The organism is Hydrogenophaga sp. R2, assembly GCF_049843595.1.
GTDB lineage: Bacteria > Pseudomonadota > Gammaproteobacteria > Burkholderiales > Burkholderiaceae_C > Hydrogenophaga.
In genome coordinates this window covers 612,661-638,907 of the sequence record NZ_JBBHZN010000001.1, presented here as the reverse complement: position 1 = coordinate 638,907, position 26,247 = coordinate 612,661, and the positions used below count along the sequence as shown (strand labels likewise).

22 protein-coding genes and 1 other RNA gene are annotated in these 26,247 nt (G+C 69.8%); 7 read left to right on the top strand and 16 right to left on the bottom strand.

Annotation, left to right across the window (positions count from 1 at the left end):
• Position 1: 1 nt before the first annotated feature.
• Genes WD026_RS03105 through dnaX form a run of 4 tightly spaced genes read right to left on the bottom strand, consistent with a single transcriptional unit; the run spans position 2 to position 3,291 of the window.
• Positions 2-403 carry an MAPEG family protein gene (locus WD026_RS03105; protein WP_425722187.1) on the bottom strand — a complete coding sequence of 134 codons (402 nt, stop codon included), beginning with the start codon at positions 401-403 and terminating at the stop codon, positions 2-4.
• Positions 404-430: 27 nt separating this feature from the next.
• A complete protein-coding gene (recR, locus tag WD026_RS03100) occupies positions 431-1,030 on the bottom strand; it encodes a recombination mediator RecR (RefSeq protein WP_425722186.1) in 600 nt (199 codons plus the stop codon).
• A gap of 13 nt (positions 1,031-1,043) precedes the next feature.
• A complete protein-coding gene (locus tag WD026_RS03095) occupies positions 1,044-1,376 on the bottom strand; it encodes a YbaB/EbfC family nucleoid-associated protein (protein ID WP_425722185.1) in 333 nt (110 codons plus the stop codon).
• A gap of 40 nt (positions 1,377-1,416) precedes the next feature.
• A complete protein-coding gene (dnaX, locus tag WD026_RS03090) occupies positions 1,417-3,291 on the bottom strand; it encodes a DNA polymerase III subunit gamma/tau (protein ID WP_425722184.1) in 1,875 nt (624 codons plus the stop codon).
• Between the two features lie 65 nt (positions 3,292-3,356).
• Here dnaX and ffs point away from each other — a divergent pair.
• An RNA gene (gene ffs / locus WD026_RS03085) (signal recognition particle sRNA small type) lies at positions 3,357-3,453 on the top strand.
• 4 nt (positions 3,454-3,457) lie between these two features.
• Here the strand turns inward: ffs and WD026_RS03080 are convergent.
• The 3 genes from WD026_RS03080 to WD026_RS03070 are packed head-to-tail and all read right to left on the bottom strand — an operon-like array spanning position 3,458 to position 10,792.
• Entirely contained in the window at positions 3,458-4,777 is a 1,320-nt protein-coding gene (locus WD026_RS03080; protein ID WP_425722183.1) for a TIGR03862 family flavoprotein, read from the bottom strand.
• Positions 4,770-8,135: a UvrD-helicase domain-containing protein gene (locus WD026_RS03075; RefSeq protein ID WP_425722182.1), complete on the bottom strand. Its 3,366-nt coding sequence runs from the start codon at positions 8,133-8,135 to the stop codon at positions 4,770-4,772. Before WD026_RS03075 ends, WD026_RS03080 begins: the two co-directional genes overlap by 8 nt.
• Entirely contained in the window at positions 8,132-10,792 is a 2,661-nt protein-coding gene (locus WD026_RS03070; protein WP_425722181.1) for a PD-(D/E)XK nuclease family protein, read from the bottom strand. Before WD026_RS03070 ends, WD026_RS03075 begins: the two co-directional genes overlap by 4 nt.
• A 122-nt stretch (positions 10,793-10,914) precedes the next feature.
• Between WD026_RS03070 and trxA the strand changes: the two genes are divergently transcribed.
• From trxA to WD026_RS03050, 4 genes are all read left to right on the top strand, one after another.
• Positions 10,915-11,247 carry a thioredoxin TrxA gene (gene trxA / locus WD026_RS03065; RefSeq protein WP_425722180.1) on the top strand — a complete coding sequence of 111 codons (333 nt, stop codon included), beginning with the start codon at positions 10,915-10,917 and terminating at the stop codon, positions 11,245-11,247.
• Positions 11,248-11,431: 184 nt separating this feature from the next.
• Entirely contained in the window at positions 11,432-12,694 is a 1,263-nt protein-coding gene (gene rho / locus WD026_RS03060) for a transcription termination factor Rho (RefSeq protein ID WP_425722179.1), read from the top strand.
• 101 nt (positions 12,695-12,795) lie between these two features.
• Positions 12,796-13,050, top strand: coding sequence for a type B 50S ribosomal protein L31 (locus tag WD026_RS03055; protein WP_425722178.1), 255 nt, complete (start codon positions 12,796-12,798; stop codon positions 13,048-13,050).
• Positions 13,051-13,122: 72 nt separating this feature from the next.
• A complete protein-coding gene (locus WD026_RS03050; protein WP_425722177.1) occupies positions 13,123-14,793 on the top strand; it encodes a hypothetical protein in 1,671 nt (556 codons plus the stop codon).
• A gap of 12 nt (positions 14,794-14,805) precedes the next feature.
• Here the strand turns inward: WD026_RS03050 and phoR are convergent, their stop codons facing one another.
• From phoR to pstS, 7 genes are all read right to left on the bottom strand, one after another.
• Positions 14,806-16,125: a phosphate regulon sensor histidine kinase PhoR gene (phoR, locus tag WD026_RS03045; protein WP_425722176.1), complete on the bottom strand. Its 1,320-nt coding sequence runs from the start codon at positions 16,123-16,125 to the stop codon at positions 14,806-14,808.
• Positions 16,122-16,853, bottom strand: coding sequence for a phosphate regulon transcriptional regulator PhoB (gene phoB / locus WD026_RS03040; RefSeq protein ID WP_425722175.1), 732 nt, complete (start codon positions 16,851-16,853; stop codon positions 16,122-16,124). Before phoB ends, phoR begins: the two co-directional genes overlap by 4 nt.
• A complete protein-coding gene (phoU, locus tag WD026_RS03035; protein WP_425722174.1) occupies positions 16,850-17,551 on the bottom strand; it encodes a phosphate signaling complex protein PhoU in 702 nt (233 codons plus the stop codon). The genes phoB and phoU overlap by 4 nt, the downstream gene beginning before the upstream one ends.
• A 25-nt stretch (positions 17,552-17,576) precedes the next feature.
• Positions 17,577-18,386 carry a phosphate ABC transporter ATP-binding protein PstB gene (pstB, locus tag WD026_RS03030; protein WP_425723193.1) on the bottom strand — a complete coding sequence of 270 codons (810 nt, stop codon included), beginning with the start codon at positions 18,384-18,386 and terminating at the stop codon, positions 17,577-17,579.
• A gap of 66 nt (positions 18,387-18,452) precedes the next feature.
• Complete coding sequence (gene pstA / locus WD026_RS03025) at positions 18,453-19,307, bottom strand: phosphate ABC transporter permease PstA (RefSeq protein ID WP_425722173.1); 855 nt, start codon at positions 19,305-19,307, stop codon at positions 18,453-18,455.
• Positions 19,308-19,326: 19 nt separating this feature from the next.
• Positions 19,327-20,322, bottom strand: coding sequence for a phosphate ABC transporter permease subunit PstC (gene pstC, locus WD026_RS03020; protein WP_425723192.1), 996 nt, complete (start codon positions 20,320-20,322; stop codon positions 19,327-19,329).
• Between the two features lie 129 nt (positions 20,323-20,451).
• Positions 20,452-21,483, bottom strand: coding sequence for a phosphate ABC transporter substrate-binding protein PstS (gene pstS, locus WD026_RS03015; RefSeq protein ID WP_425722172.1), 1,032 nt, complete (start codon positions 21,481-21,483; stop codon positions 20,452-20,454).
• A 199-nt stretch (positions 21,484-21,682) separates the two neighbouring features.
• On the opposite strand from pstS, the gene ppx reads away from it, so the two are divergent.
• Together ppx and WD026_RS03005 are read left to right on the top strand one after the other, a co-directional pair.
• Entirely contained in the window at positions 21,683-23,167 is a 1,485-nt protein-coding gene (gene ppx / locus WD026_RS03010) for an exopolyphosphatase (RefSeq protein WP_425722171.1), read from the top strand.
• A 96-nt stretch (positions 23,168-23,263) separates the two neighbouring features.
• Positions 23,264-23,707: a hypothetical protein gene (locus WD026_RS03005; protein WP_425722170.1), complete on the top strand. Its 444-nt coding sequence runs from the start codon at positions 23,264-23,266 to the stop codon at positions 23,705-23,707.
• Here the strand turns inward: WD026_RS03005 and WD026_RS03000 are convergent.
• Both WD026_RS03000 and ppk1 read right to left on the bottom strand, forming a co-directional pair.
• On the bottom strand, positions 23,613-24,095 hold the full coding sequence (locus WD026_RS03000; RefSeq protein ID WP_425722169.1) for a SixA phosphatase family protein: 483 nt from the start codon (positions 24,093-24,095) through the stop codon (positions 23,613-23,615). The genes WD026_RS03005 and WD026_RS03000 overlap by 95 nt on opposite strands.
• A 14-nt stretch (positions 24,096-24,109) precedes the next feature.
• Entirely contained in the window at positions 24,110-26,191 is a 2,082-nt protein-coding gene (gene ppk1 / locus WD026_RS02995; RefSeq protein WP_425722168.1) for a polyphosphate kinase 1, read from the bottom strand.
• Positions 26,192-26,247: the final 56 nt, after the last annotated feature.

The window sequence follows — 26,247 nt, the reverse complement described above, 5'->3', positions numbered from 1 at the left end:
CTCAGGCGAACAGGATGGCGATGTTGAGCACCAGGGCCAGCACCCACACCAGCGAGCGGGCGGTGGCCTGGTCGGCCACATACATCAGCACGTAGAGCACGCGCAGGAACACCCACAGGAAGGCCATGACGTCCAGCCGCATCTGGTAGGCGCTGGACTGGTGGGCAATGATGACGGCCGCAAAGAAGAAGGGCAGCGCCTCGAAGGTGTTGGCCTGGGCGGCGTTGGCGCGGGCGCGCCAGTCGGTCTGGCGGGCCAGCCAGGCGCGCGGGTTGTGGTTGTCGTAGCCCCCTTCCTTGCGCGGCTTGCCGAAGGTGCCCCACTTGGCCAGGCCGGCGCAGAAGATGGGCAGCAGGGCAGCGATCAGCAAGGCCCAGTAGGCCACGGTGAGTCCGGATTTCATGGGCGGGGGCTCCAGTTCGGGGATGAATCAGCGCCGGTCCACCAGCGCGTGGGCAATGGTGCCCAGATCGACGTATTCCAGCTCGCTGCCCACCGGCACGCCGCGTGCCAGCCGGGTGACCTTGATGTCGCGGTCGCGCAGGGCCTGGGTGATGACATGGGCCGTGGTCTCGCCCTCGGCCGTGAAGTTGGTGGCCAGGATCACCTCGCGCAGCGACGGCGCGTCGGTGTCCATGATGCGGTCGAGCAGCTTGTCCAGCCCGATGTCGCGCGGACCCACCCCGTCCAGCGGGCTGAGCTTGCCCATGAGCACGAAGTACAGGCCCTTGTAGGCGCCGGTGCGCTCCATGGCGGCCTGGTCGGCCGGGGTTTCCACCACGCACAGCAGGCTGCGGTCACGCGCCGGGTCGGCACAGGTGGGGCAGATCTCGGCTTCGGTGAAGGTGTGGCACTGGGTGCAGTGGCGCACCGAGCCGGCGGCGTCCTGCAGCGCATCGGCCAGCACGCGGGCGCCGTCGCGGTCGTGCTGCAGCAGGTGGAAGGCCATGCGCTGCGCCGACTTCACGCCCACGCCGGGCAGGCGGCGCAGCGCCTGCACCAGGCGCTCCAGCGAGAGGTTGTCGGCCACGCAGTGCGCCGGATCAGAACGGGAACTTCATGCCGCCGGGCAGGCCCGGCATGCCGGCGGTGAGCTTGCCCATCTTCTCGGTGGAGGTGGCCTCGGCCTTGCGAACGGCGTCGTTGAAGGCAGCCGCCACCAGGTCTTCGAGCATGTCCTTGTCGTCGGCCAGCAGGCTGGGGTCGATGGTGACGCGCTTGACGTCGTGCTTGCAGGTCATGAGCACCTTGACCATGCCGGCGCCGGACTCGCCGGTGACCTCGATGAAGGCCAGTTCTTCCTGGGCCTTCTTGAGGTTGTCCTGCATGGCCTGGGCCTGCTTCATGAGGCCGGCGAGTTGTCCTTTGTTGAACATGGCAATCCTTGTGGTCTGAAGAAGAAAAACGGGTGTGTGATCAGCGGCCGGAGGTGTCGACGGCCTTGATCGAGCCGGGCACGATTCTGCCGCCAAAGTCGCGCATCATCGCCTGCACAAACGGGTCGGCCATGATCTGCGCCTCGGCCTGCTGCTGGCGCTCGCGGGCCTGGGCCGCCAGCCGCCGCGCAGGGGCATCGACCACCGGGCCGATCTCCACCACCAGCCGCACCGGGTGGCCGGCGGCCTGCAGCGCGGCCGACAGGCGCTCACGCGTGTTGCCCTGGTTGAGCGATTCGCGCTCCACCCGCAGCAGCCACTGCCCTTCGTCACGCGCCACCAGCTGCGACTGCAGCGCCAGTTCGCGCACCAGGGCCGAGATGGCCTCGGCCCGCACCAGCTGCATCACCACCTCGAACCACACATCGCCCTCGGGCGTGATCTGCAGCGGCGCCTCGGGCGCGGCGGCGCGCGGCTGGTCCAGCCGGCCGGGCTCGCCCGGGTCGCGCACCGGGATGCGCATGATCGGCGGGCGGGCCGGGGCCGGCGCCGCCTCGGGCTCGGGGTCCCAGGGCGGGCCGTCGTCGTCGGGCTCGGGCCAGGGCGCGTCGTCGGGCGGCGGGCCATCGTCGGACCGGGTGGCCACAGGTGCGGGGGCCGGTGCAAGGGGCGGCGGTGGAGGCGAAGGGGGTAGCGAAGGCGGTGACGTCCGCACGGGGGCGGGCACCGGGGCCGGCGTCGGGGCCGGTGCGACCACAGGTGAGGCCACCGGCGCGGGCGCCTCAGCTGTTTTCAGGCTTTTTTTTTCCGCCGTGCCCGAGGGCTTGAAGGCCAGCAGGCGCAGCAGGATCATGGTCAGCGCCGCGTACTCGTCGGGCGCCAGGCCCAGCTCGGCGCGGCCGTGCAGGCACAGGCTGTAGAGCAGATGGGTCTCGTCCGGCGCCAGGGCCTGCGCCAGGCGGGCCACCTCGGGGGCATCGGGGTCGTCGGAGGCCGGCGCATCGGGCACGGCCTGCAGCACCGCCATGCGCTGCAGCACGGCGGTCATGTCTTCCAGCGTGCCGGCCGCGCTCAGGCCCTGGGTGCGCAGGGCGTTGACGGTGTCCACCACCGCCGCGCCGTCGGCACGGGCCAGGGCATCGATGAGGCCCAGCACCGGGGCGCTGTCCACCGCGCCCAGCATCTGGCGCACACCGGCTTCCTGCAGGCTGCCGCCGCCAAACGCGATGGCCTGGTCGGTGAGCGAGAGCGCGTCGCGCATGGAGCCGCGCGCCGCGCGGGCCAGCAGCCGCAGCGAGGCGGCATCGGCCGCCACCGATTCGGCCTGCAGCACCTGCTGCAGGTGAGAGGCCACGGTTTCGGGTGCCATGGGCCGCAGGTTGAACTGCAGGCAGCGCGACAGCACGGTCACCGGCACCTTCTGCGGGTCGGTCGTGGCCAGCACGAACTTGAGGTACTCGGGCGGCTCCTCCAGCGTCTTCAACATGGCGTTGAACGCCGTGTTGGTGAGCATGTGGACCTCGTCGATCATGAAGACCTTGAAGCGGCCCTGCACCGGCTTGTAGACCGCCTGCTCCAGCAGGCCCTGCACCTCGTCCACGCCCCGGTTGGAGGCAGCGTCGAGCTCGGTGTAATCCACGAAGCGGCCGGCATCGATGTCGGTGCAGGCCTGGCACACGCCGCAGGGCTCGGCCGTCACACCGCCCTGCCCGTCGGCCCCCAGGCAGTTGAGCGACTTGGCCAGGATGCGCGAGACCGTGGTCTTGCCCACGCCGCGCGTGCCGGTGAACAGGTAGGCGTGGTGCAGGCGTCCGGTGGTCAGGGCATTGGTCAGCGCCTGCACCACATGGCCCTGCCCGACCATCTCGGCAAAGGAGCGTGGGCGGTACTTGCGGGCCAGGACGACATAGGACATCCGCCGAATTCTAAAGGGGGGTGATGCCCGGACCGGTACCCGTGCCATCGCCTACAATCGACCCCGACGGGCCTTCCCGCATGGTGAAGCGGCCAACCGGGTCAGGTGGGGAACCAAGCAGCCCTAACTGTGAATCCAGTGCCGGGGTCAAGGCTCGTCACCCCCCTTACAGCGCCCCGGGCACTCCTGAGCCCAGCCACCGCGCCGCACCCTCCCCCACCGCCACGCCGCTGGCCATGGTGGCCGTGAGCAGGTAGCCCCCGGTGGGCGCTTCCCAGTCCAGCATCTCGCCGGCCACGAACAGACCCGGGTGCCGGCGCACCATGAGGTGATCGTCCAGCGCTTCGAAACGCACGCCGCCGGCGCTGCTGATGGCCTCGTCGATGGGGCGGCAGCGCAGCAGCGTGAGCGGCAGGGCCTTGATGGCGCGCGCCAGCTGCTCGGGGTGGTGCAGCGCGGCCTTGTCCAGCAACTCGCTCAGCATGGCCAGCTTCAGGCCGTCCAGGTTGAGGCGGCTCTTGAGGTGGCTGGAGAGGCTGCGCGAGCCGCGCGGGTGGCGCACCTGCTCCAGCACCCAGTCGGCGCTGCGGTGGGGCAGCAGGTCGATCTCCAGCGTGGCGCGGCCCGCGGCCGCGATGCGTTCGCGCAGCAGGCGGGAGGCCGCATACACCAGGCTGCCTTCGATGCCGGTGGCGGTGAGCACGAATTCGCCCTGGCGGTCGAACACCTCGCCGTCGACGCCGGTGCAGCGCAGCCGCACCGACTTGAAGGGCTGGCCCGCCCAGCGCTGGCTCAAGAGGGGCGTCCAGCCCTCGGCCAGGCCATGCACCGCCGAGCCGGCCACATCGAAGCCACAGTTGGCCGGCACCAGCGGGCGCAGCTCGATGCCGGCCTGCTGCAGCCAGGGCTGCCAGGTACCGTCCGATCCCAGGCGGGCCCAGCTGGCGCCGCCCAGGGCCAGCACCGTGGCTCGGGCCTGCACGCTGCGCCTGCCCTGCGGGGTGTCGAACACCAGCGGGCTGCTCGGATCACCGCTCTGCTGCCAGCCCTGCCAGCGGTGCCGCATGTGGAACTGCACCGCCACGCCGGGTGCGGCTGGATGGCGCAGGCGCTGCAGCCAGGCCCGCAGCAGCGGGGCGGCCTTCATGTCGGTGGGGAACACGCGCTGCGAGGTGCCCACGAAGGTGCCGATGCCCAGGCCCTCGGCCCAGGCGCGCACGGCGTCAGGGCCGAAGGCCTGCAGCAGCGGAGCCAGCGTGCCGGCGCGCTCGGCATAACGGCCGGTGAAGGCCTCCAGGGCTTCGGCATGGGTGAGGTTGAGTCCGCCCTTGCCGGCCAGCAGGAACTTGCGGCCCACCGAGGGCATGGCATCGAACAGGTGCACCGCCAGGCCTCGCGCCTGCAGGCGTTCGGCGGCCATGAGGCCGGCGGGGCCGCCACCGATGACGGCCACATCGACCGGGAGAACAGGGGGAGCGTCAGTCATGAATGTCGGTCTCGGCCGGCGGCTCGATGAGCCGCCCGGCCATGTTGATGAAAGCGGTGCGCACCGGCTCGCCGGGGCGGGCAGCGCGCACGGCGTCGCCGTAGCGGCGCAGCTGGGCGCGCAGCTCGGGGTCGAGCTCGGGCCGCAGGGCGCTCTTGTGGTCCAGCACCCACCAGGTGCCGGTGGCGGTCTCGCGCACCAGCCGGTCCAGCCGCAGGAGCTGGCCCTGGTGGAACAGGTCGATCTCGTTGCGGGCCGAGTCCACCCGGCTGGCGTCCCAGGCCCAGGCGGCTTCGCCCCGCACGATGCGGCGGGCCGCGGCCAGGGCCTCGGTGGCCTGGGCCGGGCTCAGCTCGAACTCGCGCGCCACGGCGCTGGCATGGCCGGCGTGCCAGTCGAACCCGGCCAGCGGCGTGGGGCACCACTGCAGCAGGCGGTGCAGGGCCATGCCCAGGCGGGCGGCGGTGTCGTCTTCGTCGGGCGGGGCCGCAACGGCCTGGCCAGCGGGTCGGCGGGCGCCGGTCCACGCGGGCAGATCGGGCAGTTCGGCGGCCTGCGGTGCGGGGACTTCAAGCCCGGCGGCACCGGCGAGCTGAGCCGGCGCATCGACCGGCGTGGCATGCGGGGCCAGGCGGTCGAACCAGCTGCGCGCATCGCTGCGGCGCGCCGGCTCGAAGCTGGACACCACCAGGCGGTGCTCGGCGCGGGTCATGGCCACGTACAGGGCATTGAGCTCTTCCAGGGAACGGGCCTGGCGCTCGACCTCCAGCGCGGTGGCGGCACAGGCCGGCGGCTGCTTCTCGCTCACCAGGAACACCATCCGCCGGGGCACCGGCGCCTCGCCGGGCCAGTCCACCAGCACGCCCATGCTTTCGGGCTTGCCGCCGCCGGAGCGGGTGTCCAGCAGCATGACCACCGAGGCCTCCAGGCCCTTGGCGCCGTGGATGGTGAGCAGGCGCACCGCGCCGGCACCGTCCGTGGCGGTGGTCTGCGGCGCCGGCAGCTGGCCGGCCTTGAGGGCGCGCACCCAGCGGTACGGCGTGAGGAAGCGGCCGCCCTCGATGTCCAGCGACAGCAGCAGCAGTTCACGCAGCTGCGCCAGCACGCCGCTGCGCTGGGCCGGCGGCACGCTGGCGGCGTAACGCCCGGGCAGCTCGGCGTCGGCATAGATGGCCGAGAGCGCATCGTGCGGCGGCAAGGTCTGCACCAGCGACTGCCAGCGCGCCAGCCAGCGGGCGGTGTCGCGCCAGCGGGCAGTGCCGGCCTCGTCCAGACCGGCGTCGGCCGATGGGCCGGCCTGCAGCACGTCCCACCACGACACGGCCTCGGTGGCCCGGCGGCAGGCCCGGGCGACGGTGGCCAGATCGGCGTCGGACCAGCCCAGGATGGGCGAACGCAGGGCGCGGGCCAGCGACAGGTTGTGGTCGGGCGAGACCAGGGCATCGAGCAGGGCCACCACGTCCTGCACGGCGGGGGCGTCGGCCAGGTCGAGTTTTTCCGGCTGCTCGGCCGGTATGCCGCGTTCGCGCAGGGCCTCGAACAGCCAGCCCAGGCGCTCGCGCTTGCGGGCCAGCACCATCACGTCGCCCGGGCGGAGCTGCCCCCGGGCCAGCTCGGCGGCGATCCAGTCGGCGGCCTGGCGGGCTTCGAGCGCCGGGCGTTTTTCCTCCGGCGTGTGGCGCGGCTGGGTGAGGCTGTCGCGCCAGGGGTCGGCTTCGGCGGCGGATTCGGGGGTGGATTCGGTAACAGGTGCGTCCGGGTCGTCCCCGTCGGCCGGCACGGCCGAGGGCAACAGCAGCACCGCCCCCGTGGCGTCGCTGCCGGTGGTGTGGGCCCGGAAGGCGGCGCCGACCGCTTCGCCGTATTCGCCAGCGCTCTCGGCGTCCTGCATGACCGCATTGAGGGTCTGCACCACCGCCGGTGCGCAGCGCCGGGTGTGGTCGCAGCTGAGCAGCGCACCGCCCAGCCCCTGCACCACAAAGGCCTGGGCGGCGCGGAACACCTGCGGCTCGGCCCGCCGGAAACGGTAGATGGACTGTTTGGGGTCGCCCACCAGGAACACGCTGGGCGCCTCGCCCGGGCCGGCCCCGGCGTAACCCGAGAGCCAGCCGTACAGGGCCTGCCACTGCAGCGGGTTGGTGTCCTGGAACTCGTCGATCAGCACATGGCGCAGGCGCGCATCCAGCCGCTGCTGCAGCCAGCCCGAGAGTTCGGCGTCGCCCAGCAGGCGGCGGGCCGCGCCTTCGACATCGTTCATGTCGACCCAGCCCTGCTCGCGCTTGAAGTCGGCAAAGCAGGCCAGCAGCAGGCGCACCAGCCGGGCCATGCGCTGGTGGTGCGCCCAGGCTTCGTGCTGGCGCACGGCGGCGCACAGCAGCTGCAGTTCCACCTCGGCCTGCTGGGCCTCGGGCAGCTCGGTCAGGTGCTGGGTGAGGCGGTCGGCGTCTTTCACGAAGAAGCCGCTGCGCAGCTTGGCCAGCCGGCGGTCCATGGCCTCGGGCTCATCGGGCAGCAGGAAGGCATCGACGATGGCCTGCGCAGCCTTTTGCGGTGTCTTGTTCTTGTGCTGGCCCAGGGTGGATGCCCAGGCCTGCCAGCGCTGCCGGGCGGCAGGGGCCAGCAGCGCATGCTCGGGCCGCTCCAGCCCTTGCAGGGACGGAAAGGCTTCACCGAAGGTCTGCACCGAACGGTCCACCACACCGGCGGCATCGGCCAGCGCAAACTCGACGCGGCGTGCCAGGGCCTGCACCAGCGCCTTGCGGGTCTGGCTGCGGCCATGGCGCGCCACCTGGTCGAAGAAGTCGGCCTTCTCCACCGGCCGCTCGGCCAGCGCGGCATGGAAACGCGGCCAGAGCCGCTCGATGGCGGGCTGGTCGTCTTCCAGCAGTTCGTAGCGCGGCGGCAGGTCCAGCTCCTGCAGCACCGACAGCGGCGCGCCGCGCAGCAGGGCCGCGAACCAGCTGTGGAAGGTGCGCACCTGCACCGTGCGCCCGGCGCTCAGCAGGCGCGCATGCAGGGTGGCCAGATCGGGCTCCAGCCGCTGCGCGTCGGCCAGCGACAGGCCACGCTGGCACAGCGCTTCGATGCGCTGCGGGGGGCTCATGGCCGCGCACTCGCGCAGCAGCCGGTCCAGCCGCTCACGCATTTCGCCGGCGGCCTTCTTGGTGAAGGTGATGGCCAGGATGTCCTGCGGCGGGCAGCCGTCCAGCAAGGCCCGCAGCATGCGCGAGACCAGCATCCAGGTCTTGCCGGCGCCGGCACAGGCCTCCACCGCCACGCTGCGGGCGGGGTTGCAGGCCACGGCATAAAAGGCCTGCGGGGCGACGTTCGCGCCATTGATGTGGAAGGCGGCGGTCATGACCAGAAATCCTTGCGGCACAGGCCGCGGGCCTCGCAGTGGTCGCACACCGGCCTTTCGCCCAGGGCCGGCAGCGGTGCACCGGCGGCGATGCGGTCCAGATCGTTCCGGATACCCTGCAGCAGCCGGTCGGCGGCGGTCGCCACGTCGGGGTGTTCCAGCATCCAGGTGGCGGCCTTCTCCCCGACGCCACGCTGGTCGGTGATGCTGAGGTAGGCCGCGCGCACCGGCCGGTCGGGCAGCAGGGCGGCGTAGAAGGCCAGCTGCACGTCCTCGTCGATCTGCTTCTTGCGGTCGATGGTCTTCTGCCGACCTTCGGTCTTGTAGTCGATGACGAAGGCCTGCCCGCCCTGGGATGCCGGCAGCCGGTCGATGCGGTCGAGCTGGCCGATCAGGGTCCAGCGGCCCAGGCTGTGCTGACGGTCGATCTCGGCGGCTTGGAAGCGCGGCCCGTCGGCGTCGGGCCCGGCCTCGAAACCGTGGAGCCATTCAAGGTAGCCCTCGCGCAGCTGCGGCCACTGGGCCTCATACGGCAGGAAGCCCGCCCCGCCCTCCCCCGCGTTCAGGCCCATGGCATCGGCCTCGTCGCGGGCCAGCGCGTTCAGGTGCTCGCGGTCGGCGTCGCGGCCCGGTCGGTGGTCGCGGCGGTCTTCATGAAAACGGCGCAGCACGCGGTGCAGCCAGTTGCCCAGGTCGCGGGCATCGGGTTCGTCGTCCAGCTCGGCCGCGTCCGACAGGCGCAGCTGCCGCAGCGCAAAGAAGCGGTACGGGCACTGGCGCAGCTGGGTGTAGGCGCTGGCGGACAGGCGCTGCGGCACCAGATCGGCCGCCACCGGCTGCGGGCGCTCCACCGGCGACAAGGCCCAGCGGCGCATGGGGCGTGGGTCGATGGCGGCGGCCAGCGGCTGCTGCAGCAACCAGGGCGACGGCAGGCGGGCTTCGCCCCGGTCGTCCTGGCGCCACAGCACGTCGGCACGGGGCTGGTCGAGCAGCAGCTGCCAGGCCTGGCGGGCGGCCTGGGTCAGCGCGTCGCGCGGCATCAGGCCCAGGTGTTCGCGCTGCGCGGCCGTCCAGGGGCCGGGCAGTTCGGGGCTGACCGGCAGGTGCAGCTCGTCGCAGCCCGGGGCCACCACGGCAACGAACGGCCGGCCCAGCAGCTGCGGCAGCGGCAGCACCACCACCGCCGCCACCACACCGGTGTGCGGATGGAACACGGCGGACTCGAGCACGTCGCGCACCCAGGCGCTGAAGGTGGCCAGCGACATGCGGCGCCGGGCACCCCGGGGTGCGGCGGCGGAGTCCTCGGCCTCGGACCCGGCCTCGGCACCCAGGGTGGCCAGCTCGGCAGCGCCGCCCTCCGACAGCCGCAGCACCGCCATGACCTGCTGGCCGGCGGTGTCGGTGGCCATGGGCTCGGCCATGCCGGCCTGCTCCAGCGCGGCGCGCAGATCGGTGAGCCAGCGCACCAGCGGACGCGGTGCGGCCAGCGACGACAGCCATTCGGCCGCACCGGGCGGCACCACCTCGGTCAGGGCCGGCATCGACAGGGCTGCCGACCAGCGCGCCACGCCACGTTCGCGGGCGCGCTGCTCCAGCGAGCGCAGCAGGACGGCGTGGGGGCCGGTGCAGAACAGCGGGGCCTGGCGCAGGGCGTCCAGCGCCTCGTCCATCGAGGCACCCACCCGGGCAGCCCGCAGCACCGCCATGAGCGCGGCGGCACTGCGGGTGGTGGAGAGCTTCCAGCCGGTCTCGTCGCGCACCGGCACGCCCTGCTGAGCCAGCAGGGCGCTCACGCGCCGGGTCAGCAGGCGGTCGTTGGCCACCAGGGCCACCGGCTCACGGCCCTGGCTGAGGTGCTGCAGCACACAAGCGGCGGCGCGCTGGGCTTCGTCTTCGGCGTCGGTGCAGGCGTGCACCTGCAGCCGGGTGGATGTCTGCGGGTCGGCGCCTTCGTCAGCGGACAACAGCGGCAGGCGCCAGCAGCGGCCCGCCCAGTGCTGCGCCAGCGCTTCGGTCAGCGGATCGGCCTGCAACCCCTCCAGCACGATCAGGGCATCGGCGTCCTGCCCGGGCGCGGCACGCGGGCTCCACAACGCGTCGGTGGCATAGGCCGAGGTACCGGCCCAGGCCAGGGCCAGGCGCGCGATCAGGCTTTCCCAGCGCAAGGCGCCCAGGGGCGGCACCAGGCCTTCGCTGCGCTCCTGCGACCAGGCGGTGCGCTCGGCCGGCGGCCGGGCTGCCGCCACCGGCGCCAGCTGGCGCGCCGCCTCGATCAGCCGCGTCACCAGTTCGGCCCGCAGGGGCGAGGCCAACCGTTCGGGCATCACCTGCTCCAGCAGGCTGGCGGCGATCAGGGAATCGCGGGCCATGTCGATGCCCAGATCGGTCGGCCCCGGCAGGAAGGGTTCCAGAGCCGAGGCCCAGTTGCGGGTGGACTCGAAGCGCGGGGGGAAGCCGTCGCCCATCAGGCCGACCCAGGCCCGGCGGGCCGTCTCCATGAGCTGGGCATAGGGCACCAGCACCACCACGCGCTCGGGCGACAGGCCTTCGCGCTGCAGGGTCTGGCGCAGCGCCGTCAGCACGGGCGCCCAGAAGTCCGGCGCGGGGGACGGCTGGCCATGCGCCGGGGCGTCCGGGCTTGGGCTGACTGACGTCATGGGAAGGAGCTTTCTGTCACAATGCGGCCGTCTTGTCGGGGCATGAACGGCCGTGAATCCACGGGCCGCCCGGCGCGCAGACTTTAACCTCCCGCTCATCGACATCTCCAGAGGACCCCAGCATGGCCAGCGACCTGATCAAACACGTTTCCGATGCCAGTTTCCAGACCGACGTGCTGGAATCCAAGGCCCCGGTGCTGGTGGATTTCTGGGCCGAGTGGTGCGGCCCCTGCAAGATGATCGCCCCCATCCTGGACGAGGTGGCCGGCGCCTACAGCGGCAAGCTGCAGGTGGCCAAGCTCAATGTGGACGAGAACCGTGACGTGCCGGCCAAGTTCGGCATCCGCGGCATCCCCACGCTGATGCTGTTCAAGGACGGCCAGCTGGCCGCCACCAAGGTCGGCGCCCTCAGCAAGGCCCAGCTCACCCAGTTCATCGACCAGCAGCTGGTCTGACCCCGTGGCCCGGGCGGCACCGCCCGGGCTGTCGGCACCGTCGGTTGACCGTCGCCGTTTCCTGTCATAATTTCGCGCAGCAGGCCCGACCCAGGCACGTGCCCCTCCCGCGCAGCGTCCACCTCAGGACCCCCGCGCCCCTCCCCCCGGTTCCCCGAAGCAACTCCCCCACGGAGTGAATTCCATGCACCTCAACGAACTCAAGGCACTGCACGTGTCTGAAGTCCTCAAGCAGGCAGATGCCCTTGAGATCGAGAACACCGGCCGCATGCGCAAGCAAGAGCTCATGTTCGCCATCATCAAGAAGCGGGCCAAGGGTGGCGAGCTGGTGTACGCCGACGGCGTGCTGGAGGTGCTGCCGGACGGCTTCGGCTTCCTGCGGGCGCCGGACACCAGCTACACGGCCAGCACCGACGACATCTACATCTCGCCCAGCCAGATCCGCCGCTTCAACCTGCACACCGGCGACATGATCGAGGGCGAGGTCCGCATCCCCAAGGACGGCGAACGCTACTTCGCACTCAACAAGCTCGACAAGATCAACGGCCTGCCCCCCGAGGACAACAAGCACAAGATCATGTTCGAGAACCTCACGCCGCTGTTCCCCAAGGAACAGATGCGTCTGGAACGCGACATCAAGAGCGACGAGAACATCACCGGCCGCATCATCGACATCATTGCGCCCATCGGTCGCGGCCAGCGCGCCCTGATCGTGGCCCCGCCCAAGAGCGGCAAGACGGTCATGATGCAGCACATCTGCCACGCCATCACCACCAACCACCCCGACGTGGAACTCATGGTGCTGCTGGTGGACGAGCGCCCCGAGGAAGTGACCGAGATGCAGCGCACCGTGCGCGGCGAGGTGATCGCCTCCACCTTCGACGAGCCGGCCGCCCGCCATGTGCACGTGGCCGAGATGGTGATCGAGCGCGCCAAGCGCCTGGTCGAGCTCAAGAAGGACGTGGTGATCATGCTCGACTCCATCACCCGTCTGGCCCGCGCCTACAACAACGTGCTGCCGTCGTCCGGCAAGGTGCTCACCGGCGGTGTGGACGCCAACGCCCTGCAGCGCCCCAAGCGCTTCTTCGGTGCGGCCCGCAAGGTCGAGGAAGGCGGCTCGCTGACCATCATCGCCACCGCGCTGGTCGACACCGGCTCGCGCATGGACGAGGTGATCTTTGAAGAGTTCAAGGGCACCGGCAACTGCGAGATCCACCTCGACCGCCGCCTCTACGAGAAGCGCGTGTTCCCCTCCATCCAGCTCAACCGCAGCGGCACCCGCCGCGAAGAGCTGCTGCTGCAGCCCGAGATCCTGCAGAAGACCCGGATCCTGCGCCAGTTCATGTACAACATGGACGAGATCGAGGCCATGGAGATGGTGCTCAAGAGCATGAAGGCCACCAAGAACAACTCCGAATTCTTCGACATGATGCGCCGCGGCGGCTGACGCCCGGCAGCACTGGTATACTCACAGGCTTTGCTTGAGCGGCAAGTACAGCGGAAACGGGTTTCGCTGCGGCTGCCGCCACTGAACCCCAAGGAATCTCCATGAAAGAGGGCATCCACCCCGATTACCGAGAAGTCGTGTTCGTCGACATGTCGAACAACTTCCAGTTCGTGACCCGTTCGTGCGTCACCACCAAGGAAAAGATCAAGCTCGACGACGGCCGTGAACTGCCGCTGGTCAAGCTGGAAACCACCAGCGAATCGCACCCCTTCTACACGGGCACCCAGAAGACCGTGGACAACATGGGTGGTCGCGTGGAGAAGTTCCGCAACAAGTTCAAGCGCACCGCCGCGTAATTGCGAGGTCACGCTTCACAAGAAGGCAGCTGCAGGTCAGCTGCCTTTTTTTCGCCGGTATAGTCCAACGCCGTGAACCAGCCCACGCCCGCCATCGTCACCCAGGCCGCCGTCCGGCGCCTGCCGCGCTGGGCCCTGCTGCTGTTCTGCGCCGCCTACGTGCTGCCGGGTTTCCTGGGCAGGGAGCCCTGGAAGCTGGCGGACGTGGCGGCCTTTGGCGCCATGCTGGAGATGGCCACCGGCATCGGCCAGTGGCTGCAACCGGCCGTGCTGGGACAACCGCTGGCCGACCCCGCGCTGCTGCCCTACTGGCTGGGGGCCGCCGCCATCCGGGCCCTGCCCTTCCTCGAGCCGGCACTGGCGGCCCGCCTGCCCTTCATCGGCCTGCTCGGCGTCACGCTGGCGGCCACCTGGTACACGGTCTACCACCTGGCGCGGCAACCGGCGGCGCTGCCCGTGGCGTTTGCCTTCGGGGGCGAGGCCCACCCGACCGACTATGCGCGGGCCCTGGCCGACGCGGGGTTGCTGGCGCTGGTGGCCTGCCTGGGTCTGGCCCAGCTCTCGCACGAAACCACACCCGACCTGGTCCGCCTGACCGGCGTGGCCCTGCTGCTGCTGGGTGCGGCCCGCCTGCTCTCGCCCGACGCACCCCGCCCCTGGCGCAGCCTGCTCATCTGGGCCGCCGGCTGCGCCGTGCTGGCCCTGAGCGACGCAGTGCTGCCGCTGGCGGCACTGGGTCTGGTCTGGATGCTCACGCTCTCGACCCGGCGCTCGCACCCCGGCTGGATGGCCGGCCTGATCTGGCTGCTGGCCCTGGCCCTGGGCGAATGGCTCAGCGGCGGCCTGGCCCCGTCGAGCTGGACCCCCCGCACCGACGATGCCGACAGCTTTGCCCGCCTGCTGCTGTGGTTCACCTGGCCGGCCTGGCCGCTGGCCCTGTGGACGCTGTGGCGCTGGCGGCGCCAGTGGCTGGCGCCCCATGTGGCGCTGCCGCTGTGGCTGGTGGCGGTGGGCGTGCTGACCAGCGCACTGGCCGACGAGCGCGACCGGGCCCTGCTCACCGCGCTGCCCGGCCTGGCGGCCCTGGCGGCCTTTGCGCTGCCCACGCTCAAGCGCAGCGTGTCGGCCCTGATCGACTGGTTCACCCTGCTGTTCTTCTCCGGCTGCGCGCTCATCATCTGGGTGATCTGGGTGGCCATGATGACCGGCGTGCCGGCCAAGCCGGCCGCCAATGTGGCCAAGCTGGCCCCGGGCTTCGTGCCCGAGTTCGCCTTTCTGCCCTTCCTGCTCGGGCTGCTGGCCACGCTGGCCTGGGTCTGGCTGGTGAGCTGGCGCGTGGGCCGCCACCGGCAGGCCCTGTGGAAGAGCCTGGTGCTGCCCTCGGCCGGCGCCATCCTGTGCTGGCTGCTGCTCATGACCCTGTGGCTGCCGCTGCTGGACTTCGGCCGCAGCTACGGCCCCTTGTCGCGCCGTATCGCCACCCTGGTGCCACCGGGCAGCTGCGTGATGGCCGATGGCCTGAACGCGGGACAGATCACCGCGCTGCGCTACCACGGCGGGCTCACGGTGGTGCCCTCGGTGTCGCCGGGCGAGGCCCGCTGCCGCGTGATGGTGGTGTCGCCGGCCTCCCAGCCCACCCTGGACCAGCGGGTGGCGCTGACCGACTGGGCCTACCAGGCCGCGGTGAGCCGCCTGGGCGACAGCAAGGAAACGCTGCTGGTGTACCGACGCATCGGGCGCTGAGCCCGGCCCGCATCAGGACGGTGCGTAGCGGCGCACGCGGTTGGCCGGCAGCGCGATCATGAAGCTCGAGCCCTCGCCCTGCACGCTCTGCACATCCAGCTGTCCGCCATGGCGCTGGGCCACGTGCTTGACGATGGCCAGCCCCAGGCCCGTGCCGCCGGTCTCGCGGGAGCGGCTGCGGTCCACGCGGTAGAAGCGCTCGGTCAGGCGCGGCAGGTGCTCCGCCGCGATGCCGGGGCCGTTGTCCTTGACGAAGAATTCGGCCGATCCGTCCTCGTGCAGCCGCCAGCCGGGCTCGATCAGGCCGCCACCCGGCGTGTACCGCACCGCGTTGCTCAGCAGGTTGGACATGGCGCTGAGCAGTTCGCTCTTGCTGCCGGCAATCCAGAAGCGTTCCCCGCCCACCGGCTCGATGCGGTGCGGGGTGGTGGCAATCGCCATGCTCAGGCCGCGCGCCTCCTGCACCACATGACCCAGCAGCTCCTCGGCGTCGGACCACTCGGCCAGACCCGGTGCCGGGCTGCCCTCCAGGCGGGAGAGCGTGAGCAGGTCGCTCACCAGCGTCTGCATGCGCTGGGCCTGCTGGCTCATGAGTTCGAGGTAGCGGGCCCGCTCGGCATCGTCCAGCGGCAGGCTCTGCATGGTTTCCACGAAGCCGCTGAGCACGGTGAGCGGGGTGCGGATCTCGTGCGAGACGTTGGCCACGAAGTCGCGCCGCATGGTCTCGGCCAGCTGCACCGCCGTCACGTCGCGGGTGAGCATGAGCTTGCGCTTCTTGCCGTAGGGGTGGATCTGCAGCGAGATGCGGCTGGGCTGCGAGGGACGCGGCCCGATGCCGTCGACCTGGATCTCGTGGCTGAAGTCGCCCTCGGCCAGGTAGGTGGAAAACGCCGGGTTGCGCACCATGTTGCGCACGTACTGGCCCAGGTCGCGCTGGGGGTCGAAGCCCAGATGGCTCGATGCCGTCAGGTTGGCCCATTCGATGCGGCCGCTGGCGTCCAGCAGCACCACGCCATTGGGCGAGGCCTGGATGGCCGACAGGAAGTCTTCCAGCCGGGCATCGCTGCTCTGGGCCTTCTTCTCGAGCTTCTTCACCAGACGGCGGCAGCGGTCGAGCACCTCGCCCCAGGTGCCGGTCATGTCGGGGGCGCGGGACACGTCGGCCTTGTTGAGCCACTTGAGCACGCGGTTGGCCCGCAGGCTGTCGATGACGGCCCAGACCAGGGCGCCCACCAGGGCACCGCCCACCGCCATGGGGGCGGAGTCGCGCGACCAGCCCCACACCGCTGCCAGTGCCACCAGCAGCAGCAGTTCGATCACCCGCCGGGTCATGCGGCGGAAGCGGAGGTTCCCTGGGCCGGACGGATGCCGCTGCCCTGTGCGGTCAGGCGGTAGCCGGCACCCCGCACGGTCTCGATCATGCTGGCCGCCTGGCCCAGCGACTCCCTCAGGCGTTTGACGTGCACGTCCACGGTCCGCTCCTCGATGAACACATGGTCTCCCCAGACCTTGTCGAGCAGCGTACCACGCGAGTGCACGCGCTCGGCGTGCTTCATGAGGTAGTGCAGCAGCTTGAACTCGGTCGGCCCGACCTTGAGCTCGCTGCCCCGGAAGCTCACCCGGTAGGTGGCGGCATCCAGCGTGAGTTCACCCACCTGCACCGAGTCGTTGACCACCTCGGGCGCGCGGCGGCGCAGCACGGCGCGGATGCGGGCCATGAGCTCCTGGGTGGAGAACGGCTTGGTGATGTAGTCGTCGGCGCCGGCGTCCAGGCCCTGCACCTTGTCGGACTCGTCGCTGCGGGCCGTGAGCATGAGGATGGGCACCGTCTTGGTCCGCTCCTGCTTGCGCCACTGGCGCGCCAGCGAGGCACCGCTTTCGCCGGGCAGCATCCAGTCCAGCAGGATGACGTCGGGCAGCACGGCGTCCACCTCGCGCTGGGCAGCAGCCCCGTCGAACACGACGGTGGGCGCAAAGCCGTTGTGGCGCAGGTTGACGGCGATCAGTTCGGCGATCGAGGGTTCGTCCTCGACCACCAGCACGCGGGGCAGCTTTCTCATCCGACCACCGAAGCCACCTTGTCCACCGGGACATGGCGGATGTCTTCGCCCTTGACGATGAAGATGATCTGCTCGGCGATGTTCTTGGCGTGGTCGCCGACCCGCTCGATGGACTTGGCCAGGAACAGCAGGTCCAGGCTGGGCGAGATGGTGCGCGGGTCTTCCATCATGTAGGTGATGAGCTTGCGCAGGAAGCCGTTGTACTCGCGGTCGATGTCGTCGTCGCCCTTGATGATGGCCAGTGCCATGGTGGTGTCCAGGCGGGCAAACGAATCCAGCGTCTTGCGCAGCATGGAGGCGGCCAGGTCGGAGGCCACGCGCAGCTCGGAGCTGGGCAGGTTGCGCGGCGTGCCGTTCTCGATGATGGACTTGACCATGCGGGCGATGCGGGCGACCTCGTCACCGGCGCGCTCCAGGTTCTGCGTGGTGCGCGAGATGGCCATTAGGAAGCGCAGGTCGCGCGCGGTGGGCTGGCGCCGGCCGATGGTGGAGATGATCTCGTGGTCGATCTGCAGCTCCATCTGGTTGATGCGGGCCTCGTTCTCGATCACCTGGTGGGCGGTCTCCAGGCTCATGTGGACCAGGGCATAGACCGCCTGGTGGAGCTGGGCTTCGACCATGCCGCCCATCTCCAGCACGTGGGTGGAGATGGAGTTGAGTTCGGCGTCGAACTGGCTGGAGAGGTGTTTGTCGCTCATGGGGTCTCCTGTGGGATGCGCCGGATCAGCCGAAACGGCCGGTGATGTAGTCCTCGGTGGCCGACTTGGCCGGCTTGAAGAAGATCTGCTCGGTGGCGCCGAACTCGATCAGCTCGCCCAGGTACATGTAGGCGGTGTAGTCGCTGCAGCGGGCGGCCTGCTGCATGTTGTGGGTCACGATGGCGATCGTGTAGTCCTGCTTGAGCTCGTGCACCAGCTCCTCCACCTTGCCGGTGGAGATGGGGTCCAGCGCCGAGGTGGGCTCGTCGAGCAGCAGCACCGAGGGCTTGACCGCCACGCTGCGCGCGATGCACAGGCGCTGCTGCTGGCCACCGGAGAGCGACAGGCCGCTCTGGCCCAGCTTGTCCTTCACTTCCTTCCACAGGGCGGCCTTGGTCAGGGCCCATTCCACCCGCTCGTCCATGTCGCTGCGCGAGAGGTTCTCGTAGAGCTTCACGCCGAAGGCGATGTTGTCGTAGATGGACATGGGGAACGGCGTGGGCTTCTGGAACACCATGCCGATGCGGGCGCGCAGCAGGTTGATGTCCTGCTTGGGGTCGAGGATGTTCTCGCCGTAGAAGCTGATGGAGCCCTCGGCGCGCTGGCCGGGGTAGAGGCTGTACATGCGGTTGAGCGTGCGCAGCAGCGTGGACTTGCCGCAGCCCGAGGGGCCGATGAAGGCGGTCACGCGCTTTTCCTGGATGTCCAGGTTGATGTCCTTGAGACCCTGGAACTTGCCGTAGAAGAAGTTCAGGTTGCGGACCTCGATGGCATTGCGCACCGGCTCGCCGGAGGCGGCCACGGGGCGGGCCAGGTTCTCGCGGTTGATGACCATGGCGGTGTCGGACATGTCGTTTTCCTCAGAGATGGGGTTCGGTTCGGCAGGCGGCGGATCGGGGCGTCAGACCTTGGTCTTTTCGCGGAACACCACGCGGGCCAGGATGTTGAGCACCAGCACGGTCAGGGTGATGATCAGCGCCCCGCTCCAGGCCAGGCGGATCCAGTTGTCGTACGGGCTGAGCGCGAACTGGAAGATCACCACCGGCAGGTTGGCCATGGGGCCGCCCATGTCGGTGCTGAAGAACTGGTTGTTCAGGGCGGTGAACAGCAGCGGCGCGGTCTCGCCGCTGATGCGGGCCACGGCCAGCAGCAGGCCGGTGATCACGCCGCTCTTGGCCGCGCGCAGCGTGACCATGGTGGCCACCTTCCAGCGCGGCGCGCCCAGGGCGAAGGCGGCTTCGCGCAGGCTGCCGGGCACCAGGCGCAGCATGTTCTCGGTGGTGCGCACCACCACCGGGATGGCGATCAGCGACAGCGCCAGGCTGCCGGCATACCCCGAGAAGTTGCCCACCGTGGCCACCGCAATGGCGTACACGAACAGGCCCAGCACGATGGAGGGCGCCGACAGCATGATGTCGGTGACGAAGCGGGTGAGCTCGGCGGTCTTGCTGGTGTCGCCGTACTCGGCCAGGTACACGCCAGCCAGGATGCCCACCGGCGTGGAGACCAGCACCGACAGGCCCACGATCATCAGGCTGCCCAGCAGGGCATTGCGCAGACCACCGCCTTCCGAACCCGGGGCCGGGGTGTCGGCGGTGAAGATGTTGGCGTCCAGCCCGGCAATGCCGTTGGAGAACAGCACCCACAGGATCCAGAGCAGCACGAACAGGCCCAGGGCCATGGCCGACATGGACAGCGTCAGGCCGATCCAGTTGGCGCGGCGGCGGCGGGCGTAGAGGGAGGCGTTGATTTCCATGGGGAATCCTGGTTCCGGCTCAGAAGCCCTTGGCCTTTTCGGCGCGGATGATCATCCACTTGGCCGCCGCCAGCACCAGGAAGGTGATGCAGAACAGCAGGAAGCCCAGTGCAAACAGGGTGTTGAAGTGCAGCTCGGCGGCTTCGCCGAACTCGTTGGCCAGCACCGACGCGATCGAGGTGCCGGGCGAGAACAGCGTGCCCGGCATGCGGTTGGCGTTGCCGATGACGAAGGTCACCGCCATGGTCTCGCCCAGGGCACGGCCCAGGCCGAGCATGATGCCGCCGATGACGCCCTTCTGGGTGTACGGCAGCACCACCTTGCGCACCACCTCCCAGGTGGTGCAGCCCAGGCCATAGGCCGACTCGCGCAGGATGGGCGGGGTGATCTCGAACACGTCGCGCATCACGGCGGCGATGAAGGGCAGGATCATGAAGGCCAGGATCACGCCGGCGGCCATGATGCCCAGGCCGTTGGTGGCGCCACCGAACAGCCAGCCCACCAGCGGCATGCCGCCCAGCAGGGTCTGCAGCGGCATCTGCATGTAGTCGGCAAAGATGGGCGCGAACACGAACAGGCCGAACATGCCGTAGATGATGGAGGGCACGGCCGCCAGCAGCTCGATGGCCGTGCCCAGCGGGCGGCGCAGCCACACGGGGCAGGTTTCGGTCAGGAACAGGGCGATGCCGAAGGCCAGCGGCACCGCGATCACCATGGCGATGCTGGCGCTCAGCAGGGTGCCGACGATGGCGATGGCCGCGCCGAATTCCTCGTTGACGATGTCCCACTCCACCGTCCACAGGAACTTCAGGCCGAATTTCTGGAAGGTGGGCCAGGCGTTGTAGAACAGGGAAGCGATGATGCCCACCAGGGCCACCAGCACCAGCAACGAGAAGGCCTGGGTGAGCCGGTGGAAGATGGCGTCCTGCAGGCGCTGGCGGCGTGCGATGGCCTGCATCTGCTCGGCGTCGCGCTCCTCCTGGCGACGGAACGTGGAATCGATGGGGCTTGCCATGGGGCTGTCTGCTGTAGTGGTGTTGGTGTTCATGACCCCCTCCGGGTCGTCGTCACAGACTGTAAACCGCAAACCCGCCGACCGATCGGGATCGGGCGGCGGGTGGAAGCGGGACGATTCGACCCAGGATTACTTGGCGATCTGCGACCAGACGCGCTGGCGGATCTGGGCCGTCACGGCGTCGGGCATGGGCACGTAGTCCAGGTCCAGGGCGGCCTGCTTGCCGTTCTTGAAGGACCAGTCGAAGAACTTCAGCACTTCGGCCGATGCCGCCTTGTCGGCCGGGTCCTTGTACATGAGGATGAAGGAGGCGGTGCTCACCGGCCAGGCGTTCTTGCCCTTGGCGTTGACCATGGACACGCCCATGCCCGGCACGCTGAACCAGTCCACGCCGGCAGCGGCAGCGGCGAAGGTGGTGTCGTCCGGCTCCACGAAGTTGCCGTCGGCGTTCTGCAGCTGCATGTGGGGGATCTTGTTCTTCTTGGCGTAGGCGTATTCCACGTAGCCGATGGAGCCGCGGGTGCGGGTCACGTTGGCGGCCACGCCCTCGTTGCCACGGCCACCGACCGAGCTGGCGGCGGGCCACTTGACGGCAGCACCCTTGCCCACGGTGTCGGCCCAGTCCTTGCTCACCACGCTGAGGTAGTCGGTCCAGTTGAAGGTGGTGCCGGAGCCGTCGGCGCGGTGCACCACGGTGATGGCCTGGTTGGGGAAGGTCTTGCCCGGGTTCAGGGCGGCGATCTTGGGGTCGTTCCAGTTGGCGATCTTGCCCAGGAACATGTCGGCCAGCACAGCACCGGTGATGCGGACTTCACCCGGCTTGAAACCGTCGAGGTTGAAGACCGGCACGGTGCCGCCGATGATGGCGGGGAACTGCACCATGCCGTCCTTGTCCAGGTCGGCGCCCGACACCGGGGCGTCGGTGGCACCGAAGGCCACGGTCTTGGCGCGGATCTGGCGGATGCCGCCCGACGAACCGATGGACTGGTAGTTCAGGCCCACGCCGGTCTGGGCCTTGTACATCTCGGCCCACTTGGCATAGATCGGGAACGGGAACGTGGCGCCGGCGCCGGTGATGTCGGCGGCATGGGCCGAACCCAGCGCGAGGGTGGCCAGAGCGGCGGCGGCCACGGACTTGAGGAGGGTGCGTTTGGTGTTCATGCGGGTCCTTGCGGTAGGTGATGGGGGACAGGCGGGACTTTAGGCAGCGTTTGTGACATTGACGTGACACACAAACCGCTGTCACACAGCCGGACCGGACCGCCGGCATGCGTCACAATCCGGGCTCGCGCACCCGCCCCCGGGCCGCACCACGGCCCTACCCCGCTGCACCGGCCCGACCCTGGCCCGCCATCCCGCAATGCAAAACGGAACCCTCCTCGCCGCCATCGACCTCGGCTCCAACAGCTTCCGGCTGGAGATCGGTCGCTACCACTCCGGGCACATCGAGCGGATCGAGTACCTCAAGGAGACGGTCCGCCAGGGCAGCGGTCTGGACGACGACAAGGTGCTCAGCCAGGCCGCCATGCAGCGCGGCTGGGAATGCCTGGCCCGGTTCGCCGAGCGCCTGCACGGCTTCAAGAAGCAGCAGGTGCGGGCCGTGGCCACCCAGACCCTGCGCGAGGCCCGCAACCGCGAGGAATTCCTGCGCCACGCCCAGGCCATCCTGGGGTTCGCCATCGAGGTGGTGTCCGGCCACGAGGAAGCCCGGTTGATCTACCAGGGCGTGTCGCGGCTGCTGCCGCACTCCGACGAAAAACGGCTGGTGGTCGACATCGGCGGCCGTTCCACCGAAATGATCCTGGGCCAGGGCTACACCGCCCACGCCATGGAGTCGTACCGGCTGGGCAGCGTGGCCTGGTCGGGGCGGTACTTCGAGCGCGGCGTGGTCACCGCGGCCGCCTTCAAGACCGCCGAGGTGGCGGCCAAGGCCGTGCTCGACGAGGCGCTGGACACCTTCCCCCCCACCGAATGGAACGTTGCCTATGGCTCCTCGGGCACGGTGAGTGCCGTGGCCGAGATGCTGGGTGCCAACGGCTGGGCCACCGGCCTGGTCACCCGCAGCGGCCTGGACTGGCTGACCGAGCGCCTGGTGCGCGCCGGCAATGTCGACGCGCTCAAGCTCGACGGCCTCAAGGACGACCGCCGCCCGGTGATTGCCGGCGGTGTGGCAGTGCTGCGCGCCATCTTCGACCTGTTCGACATCCAGCAGATGCTGCCGGCGCAAGGCGCGCTGCGCCACGGTGCCCTGTACGACCTGATCGACCGCGAGACCGACGGCGGCGACGTGCGCGAGCGCACCGTCAACTGGCTCAGCCAGCGCTTCTCCATCGACACCGCCCAGGCCCGGCGCGTGGGCGAGGTGGCCATGGCCCTGTTCGCGCAGGTGGCCGCGCAGGACGACCAGAACCAGCGCTATTCGCAGAAGCTGGCCTGGGCCGCCCGGCTGCACGAGATCGGCACCCACATTTCCCACGACCGCGCCCACCACCACGGCGCCTATGTGCTGGACCATGTGGACGCACCCGGCTTCTCCATCCCCGAGCTGCACCGCATGAGCCTGCTGGTGCTGGGACAGCGCGGCAAGCTGCGCAAGCTCGAAGAGGCGCTGCAGGACGAGCTGTTCGCCAAGCAGCTGCTGTGCCTGCGGCTGGCGGTGATGCTGTGCCACGCCCGCCAGATGCCGGAACACTCGGCCGTGCGGCTGAGCTACAAGGCCGGCGCCTTCCGGCTCACCACCCAGCCCGGCTGGGCACGGCGCTACCCGCAGTCGGCCTGGCTGCTGAGCGAGGAAGTGCTGGCCTGGCAGAAGACGGCCTGGAAGTTCACCGCCGACATCCGCTGAACCGGTCGGGCTCAAGGCGGAAGGCACATGGTGTAAACCGTATATACGATTTACACTGAATCCCTTTGTCCTTCAGGACGTTCACAGGGAGATCCCATGGCCGACAGCAAACCCGACAGCAAATCCGCCACCCGCAAGCCCAAGCTGGTGCGCGACAGCTTCACCATCCCCAAGACCGAGTACGCGGCCATCGACGCGCTCAAGACCCGGGCCATTGCGCTGGGCACGTCGGTCAAGAAGAGCGAACTGCTGCGCGCCGGCCTGATGGCCCTGGTGGGCATGAGCGACGCCGCCTTCAAGGCCGCCGTGGCGGCCGTGCCCACGCTCAAGCCCGGACGCCCTCAGGCGGAACCGGTGCCGACGCAGGCCCCCAAGGCCGCACCCGCGAAAAAGGCACCCGCGAAAAAAGCGGCCGCAACAAAGACCGCAGCCCGCAAGCCGGCCGTCAAAGCAGCTCGGGCGTCTGCACCGCAAGGATCACCGTCTGGTGCTCCCCGGCGCGCTCGCGGTGGCGCAGCCACCACACGGCGCCCTTCTTGACGGCGCACTCATCGCGCTGCATGCCCACGGTCTGGCTGATGACCCAGCCCAGCGTGGGCTGATGCCCCACCACCAGCACCGGCGACTTGCCCTCGGGCCAGTGCACCAGGTCGAGCAAGGCGCCCGAGGAAGCCTCGGGCAGGATGGTGGCGCTGGTGCGGTACTTGCGGCCCAGCGCCATCACCGTCTGTTCGCAGCGGGTGGCCGGGCTGCACCAGATGCGCGTGCCTTCGGGCAGCTGGCGGTCCAGCCAGCTGGCCATGCGGGCCGCCTGCTTCTCGCCGCGCGGCGTGAGCCGGCGGGCCAGATCGGCCTCGTCGCCCGGTTGCCCCTCCAGGGGATCGGGGTGCTCATGGGCTTCGGCGTGGCGCCACAGGATCAGGTCCATGCGCAGACTCCGGTTCAGCCCTTGGTGCCGTACAGCGCCATCAGACTGGACTGCGCCGAGTGCAGCACCGCCTTGCCGCGACGGCTGCCACCGCCCTGCGAGGCCGGCACATAGGTGCCGTCGGGCTGCAGCAGCCAGGCGTCGCGCGTGTCGTGCAGGTAGGCCAGCAGGCATTCGTCGACGATGCGGTTGCGCAGCACCGGATCGGTCACCGGCCAGGCCAGCTCGATGCGGCGCAGCATGTTCCGGTTCATCCAGTCGGCGCTGGAGAGCCACAGCTCTTCCTGACCGTCGATGCGGAACTGGAACACCCTGGAGTGCTCCAGCAGCCGGCCGATCACCGAACGCACCCGCACGTTGTCGGTGAAGCCGGGCACCTGGGCCGGCAGCACGCAGGCGCCGCGCACGATCAGGTCGATCTTCACGCCCTGCTGCGAGGCATGGGCCAGTGCACGGGCCATGGGCTCGTCGGTGAGCGAATTCATCTTGAGCACGATGCTGGCCGGCTTGCCGGCCGCCGCGGCTGCACCGGCCGCCTCCACCTTCTCCAGCATGGCCTTGTGCAGGTGGAACGGCGCCATCAGCGCCTTGTTCAGCCGGGGCAGCCGGTTCTGGCTGGCCAGGTGCAGGAAGATCTGGTCCAGGTCGGCGGTGAGCAGCGGGTCGGCGGTGAGGTAGCTCAGGTCGGTGTAGAGCCGCGCCGTGCCCGGGTTGTAGTTGCCGGTGGACATGTGCGCGTAGCGGCGCAGGCCGCCCTCCTCGCGCCGGGTCACCAGCAACATCTTGGCGTGGGTCTTCAGGCCCACCACGCCGTACACCACCTGGGCACCCACCGACTCCAGCCGCTCGGCGTAGTTGATGTTGGCCTCTTCGTCGAAGCGGGCCTTGAGCTCCACCACGGCGGTCACTTCCTTGCCCCGGCGCACCGCCTCGCGCAGCAGCTCCATCAGCTCGGACTTGGCGCCGGTGCGGTAGATGGTCTGCTTGATGGCCAGCACATCCGGGTCCTGCACGGCTTCGCGCAGGAAGCCCAGCACCGCATCGAAGCTCTCGTAGGGCTGGTGGATCAGCACGTCACCCTGCTGCAGCCGCTCGAAGTACGACTGGCCCGGCGTGAGCTGCACCGGCCAGCCGGCGTTGTAGCTCTCGAAGCGCAGGGCCGGCGCGTCCACCTTGTCGATCAGCTGGTTCAGGCGCACCAGGTTCACCGGGCCGGGCACGCGGTAGAGCGCCGCCTCGGGCAGGCCGAACTGCTCCAGCAGGAAGCCCGAGAGGAATTCCGAACAACCGGCCGACACCTCCAGCCGCAGGGCCTGACCGTAGTGGCGCTGCTGCAGCCCCTTGCGCAGGGCGGTGCGCAGGTTCTTCACCTCTTCCTCGTCCACCGCCAGGTCGGAGTGGCGGGTGACGCGGAACTGCGAGAACTCGGTCACCTGCCGGCCCGGGAACAGGTCGCCCAGGTGCGAGCGGATCAGGCTGGAGATGGAGACGAACAGCGCCTGCCGCGAACCCTTGGGCTGCGGCATGCGCACGAAGCGCGGCAGGATGCGCGGCACCTTGACGATGGCGATCTCGTTCTCGCGGCCGAAGGCGTCCTTGCCCGAGAGCCGCACGATGAAGTTGAGCGACTTGTTGGCCACCTGCGGAAACGGGTGCGCCGGGTCCAGGCCCACGGGCATGAGCAGCGGCTGCACCTCGGCCACGAAGAAGTCTTTGACCCAGCGCCGCTGCGACGTGGTGCGTTCACCGTGCGAGACCAGCTTGATGCCCTTCTTCTCCAGCAGGGGCAGCAGCTCGTCGTTGTAGATGGCGTACTGCTGGGCCACCAGCTGGTGCACCTTGTCGGACAGGCGTTCGTAGGTCTGGGCGGTGTAGAGGCCGCGCTGCTCGTTGGCCTTGGCCGCCGTGATGTGCGGCGCCACACGCACCTCGAAGAACTCGTCGAGGTTGCTGGAGACGATGCTCAGGTAGCGCAGGCGCTCCAGCAGCGGTACATCGGGGCGGCGGGCCCAGTCCATCACCCGCTCGTTGAAGGCAAGGATGCTGTGGTCGCGGTCAAGAAGGGAATGCCGGTTGCCGGGGGAAGGAATGCTCATGGACCTGGGGGATGGCGGCGTTGCGTCTGGGAGTGGCGCCGGGGTTGTCGGATTCA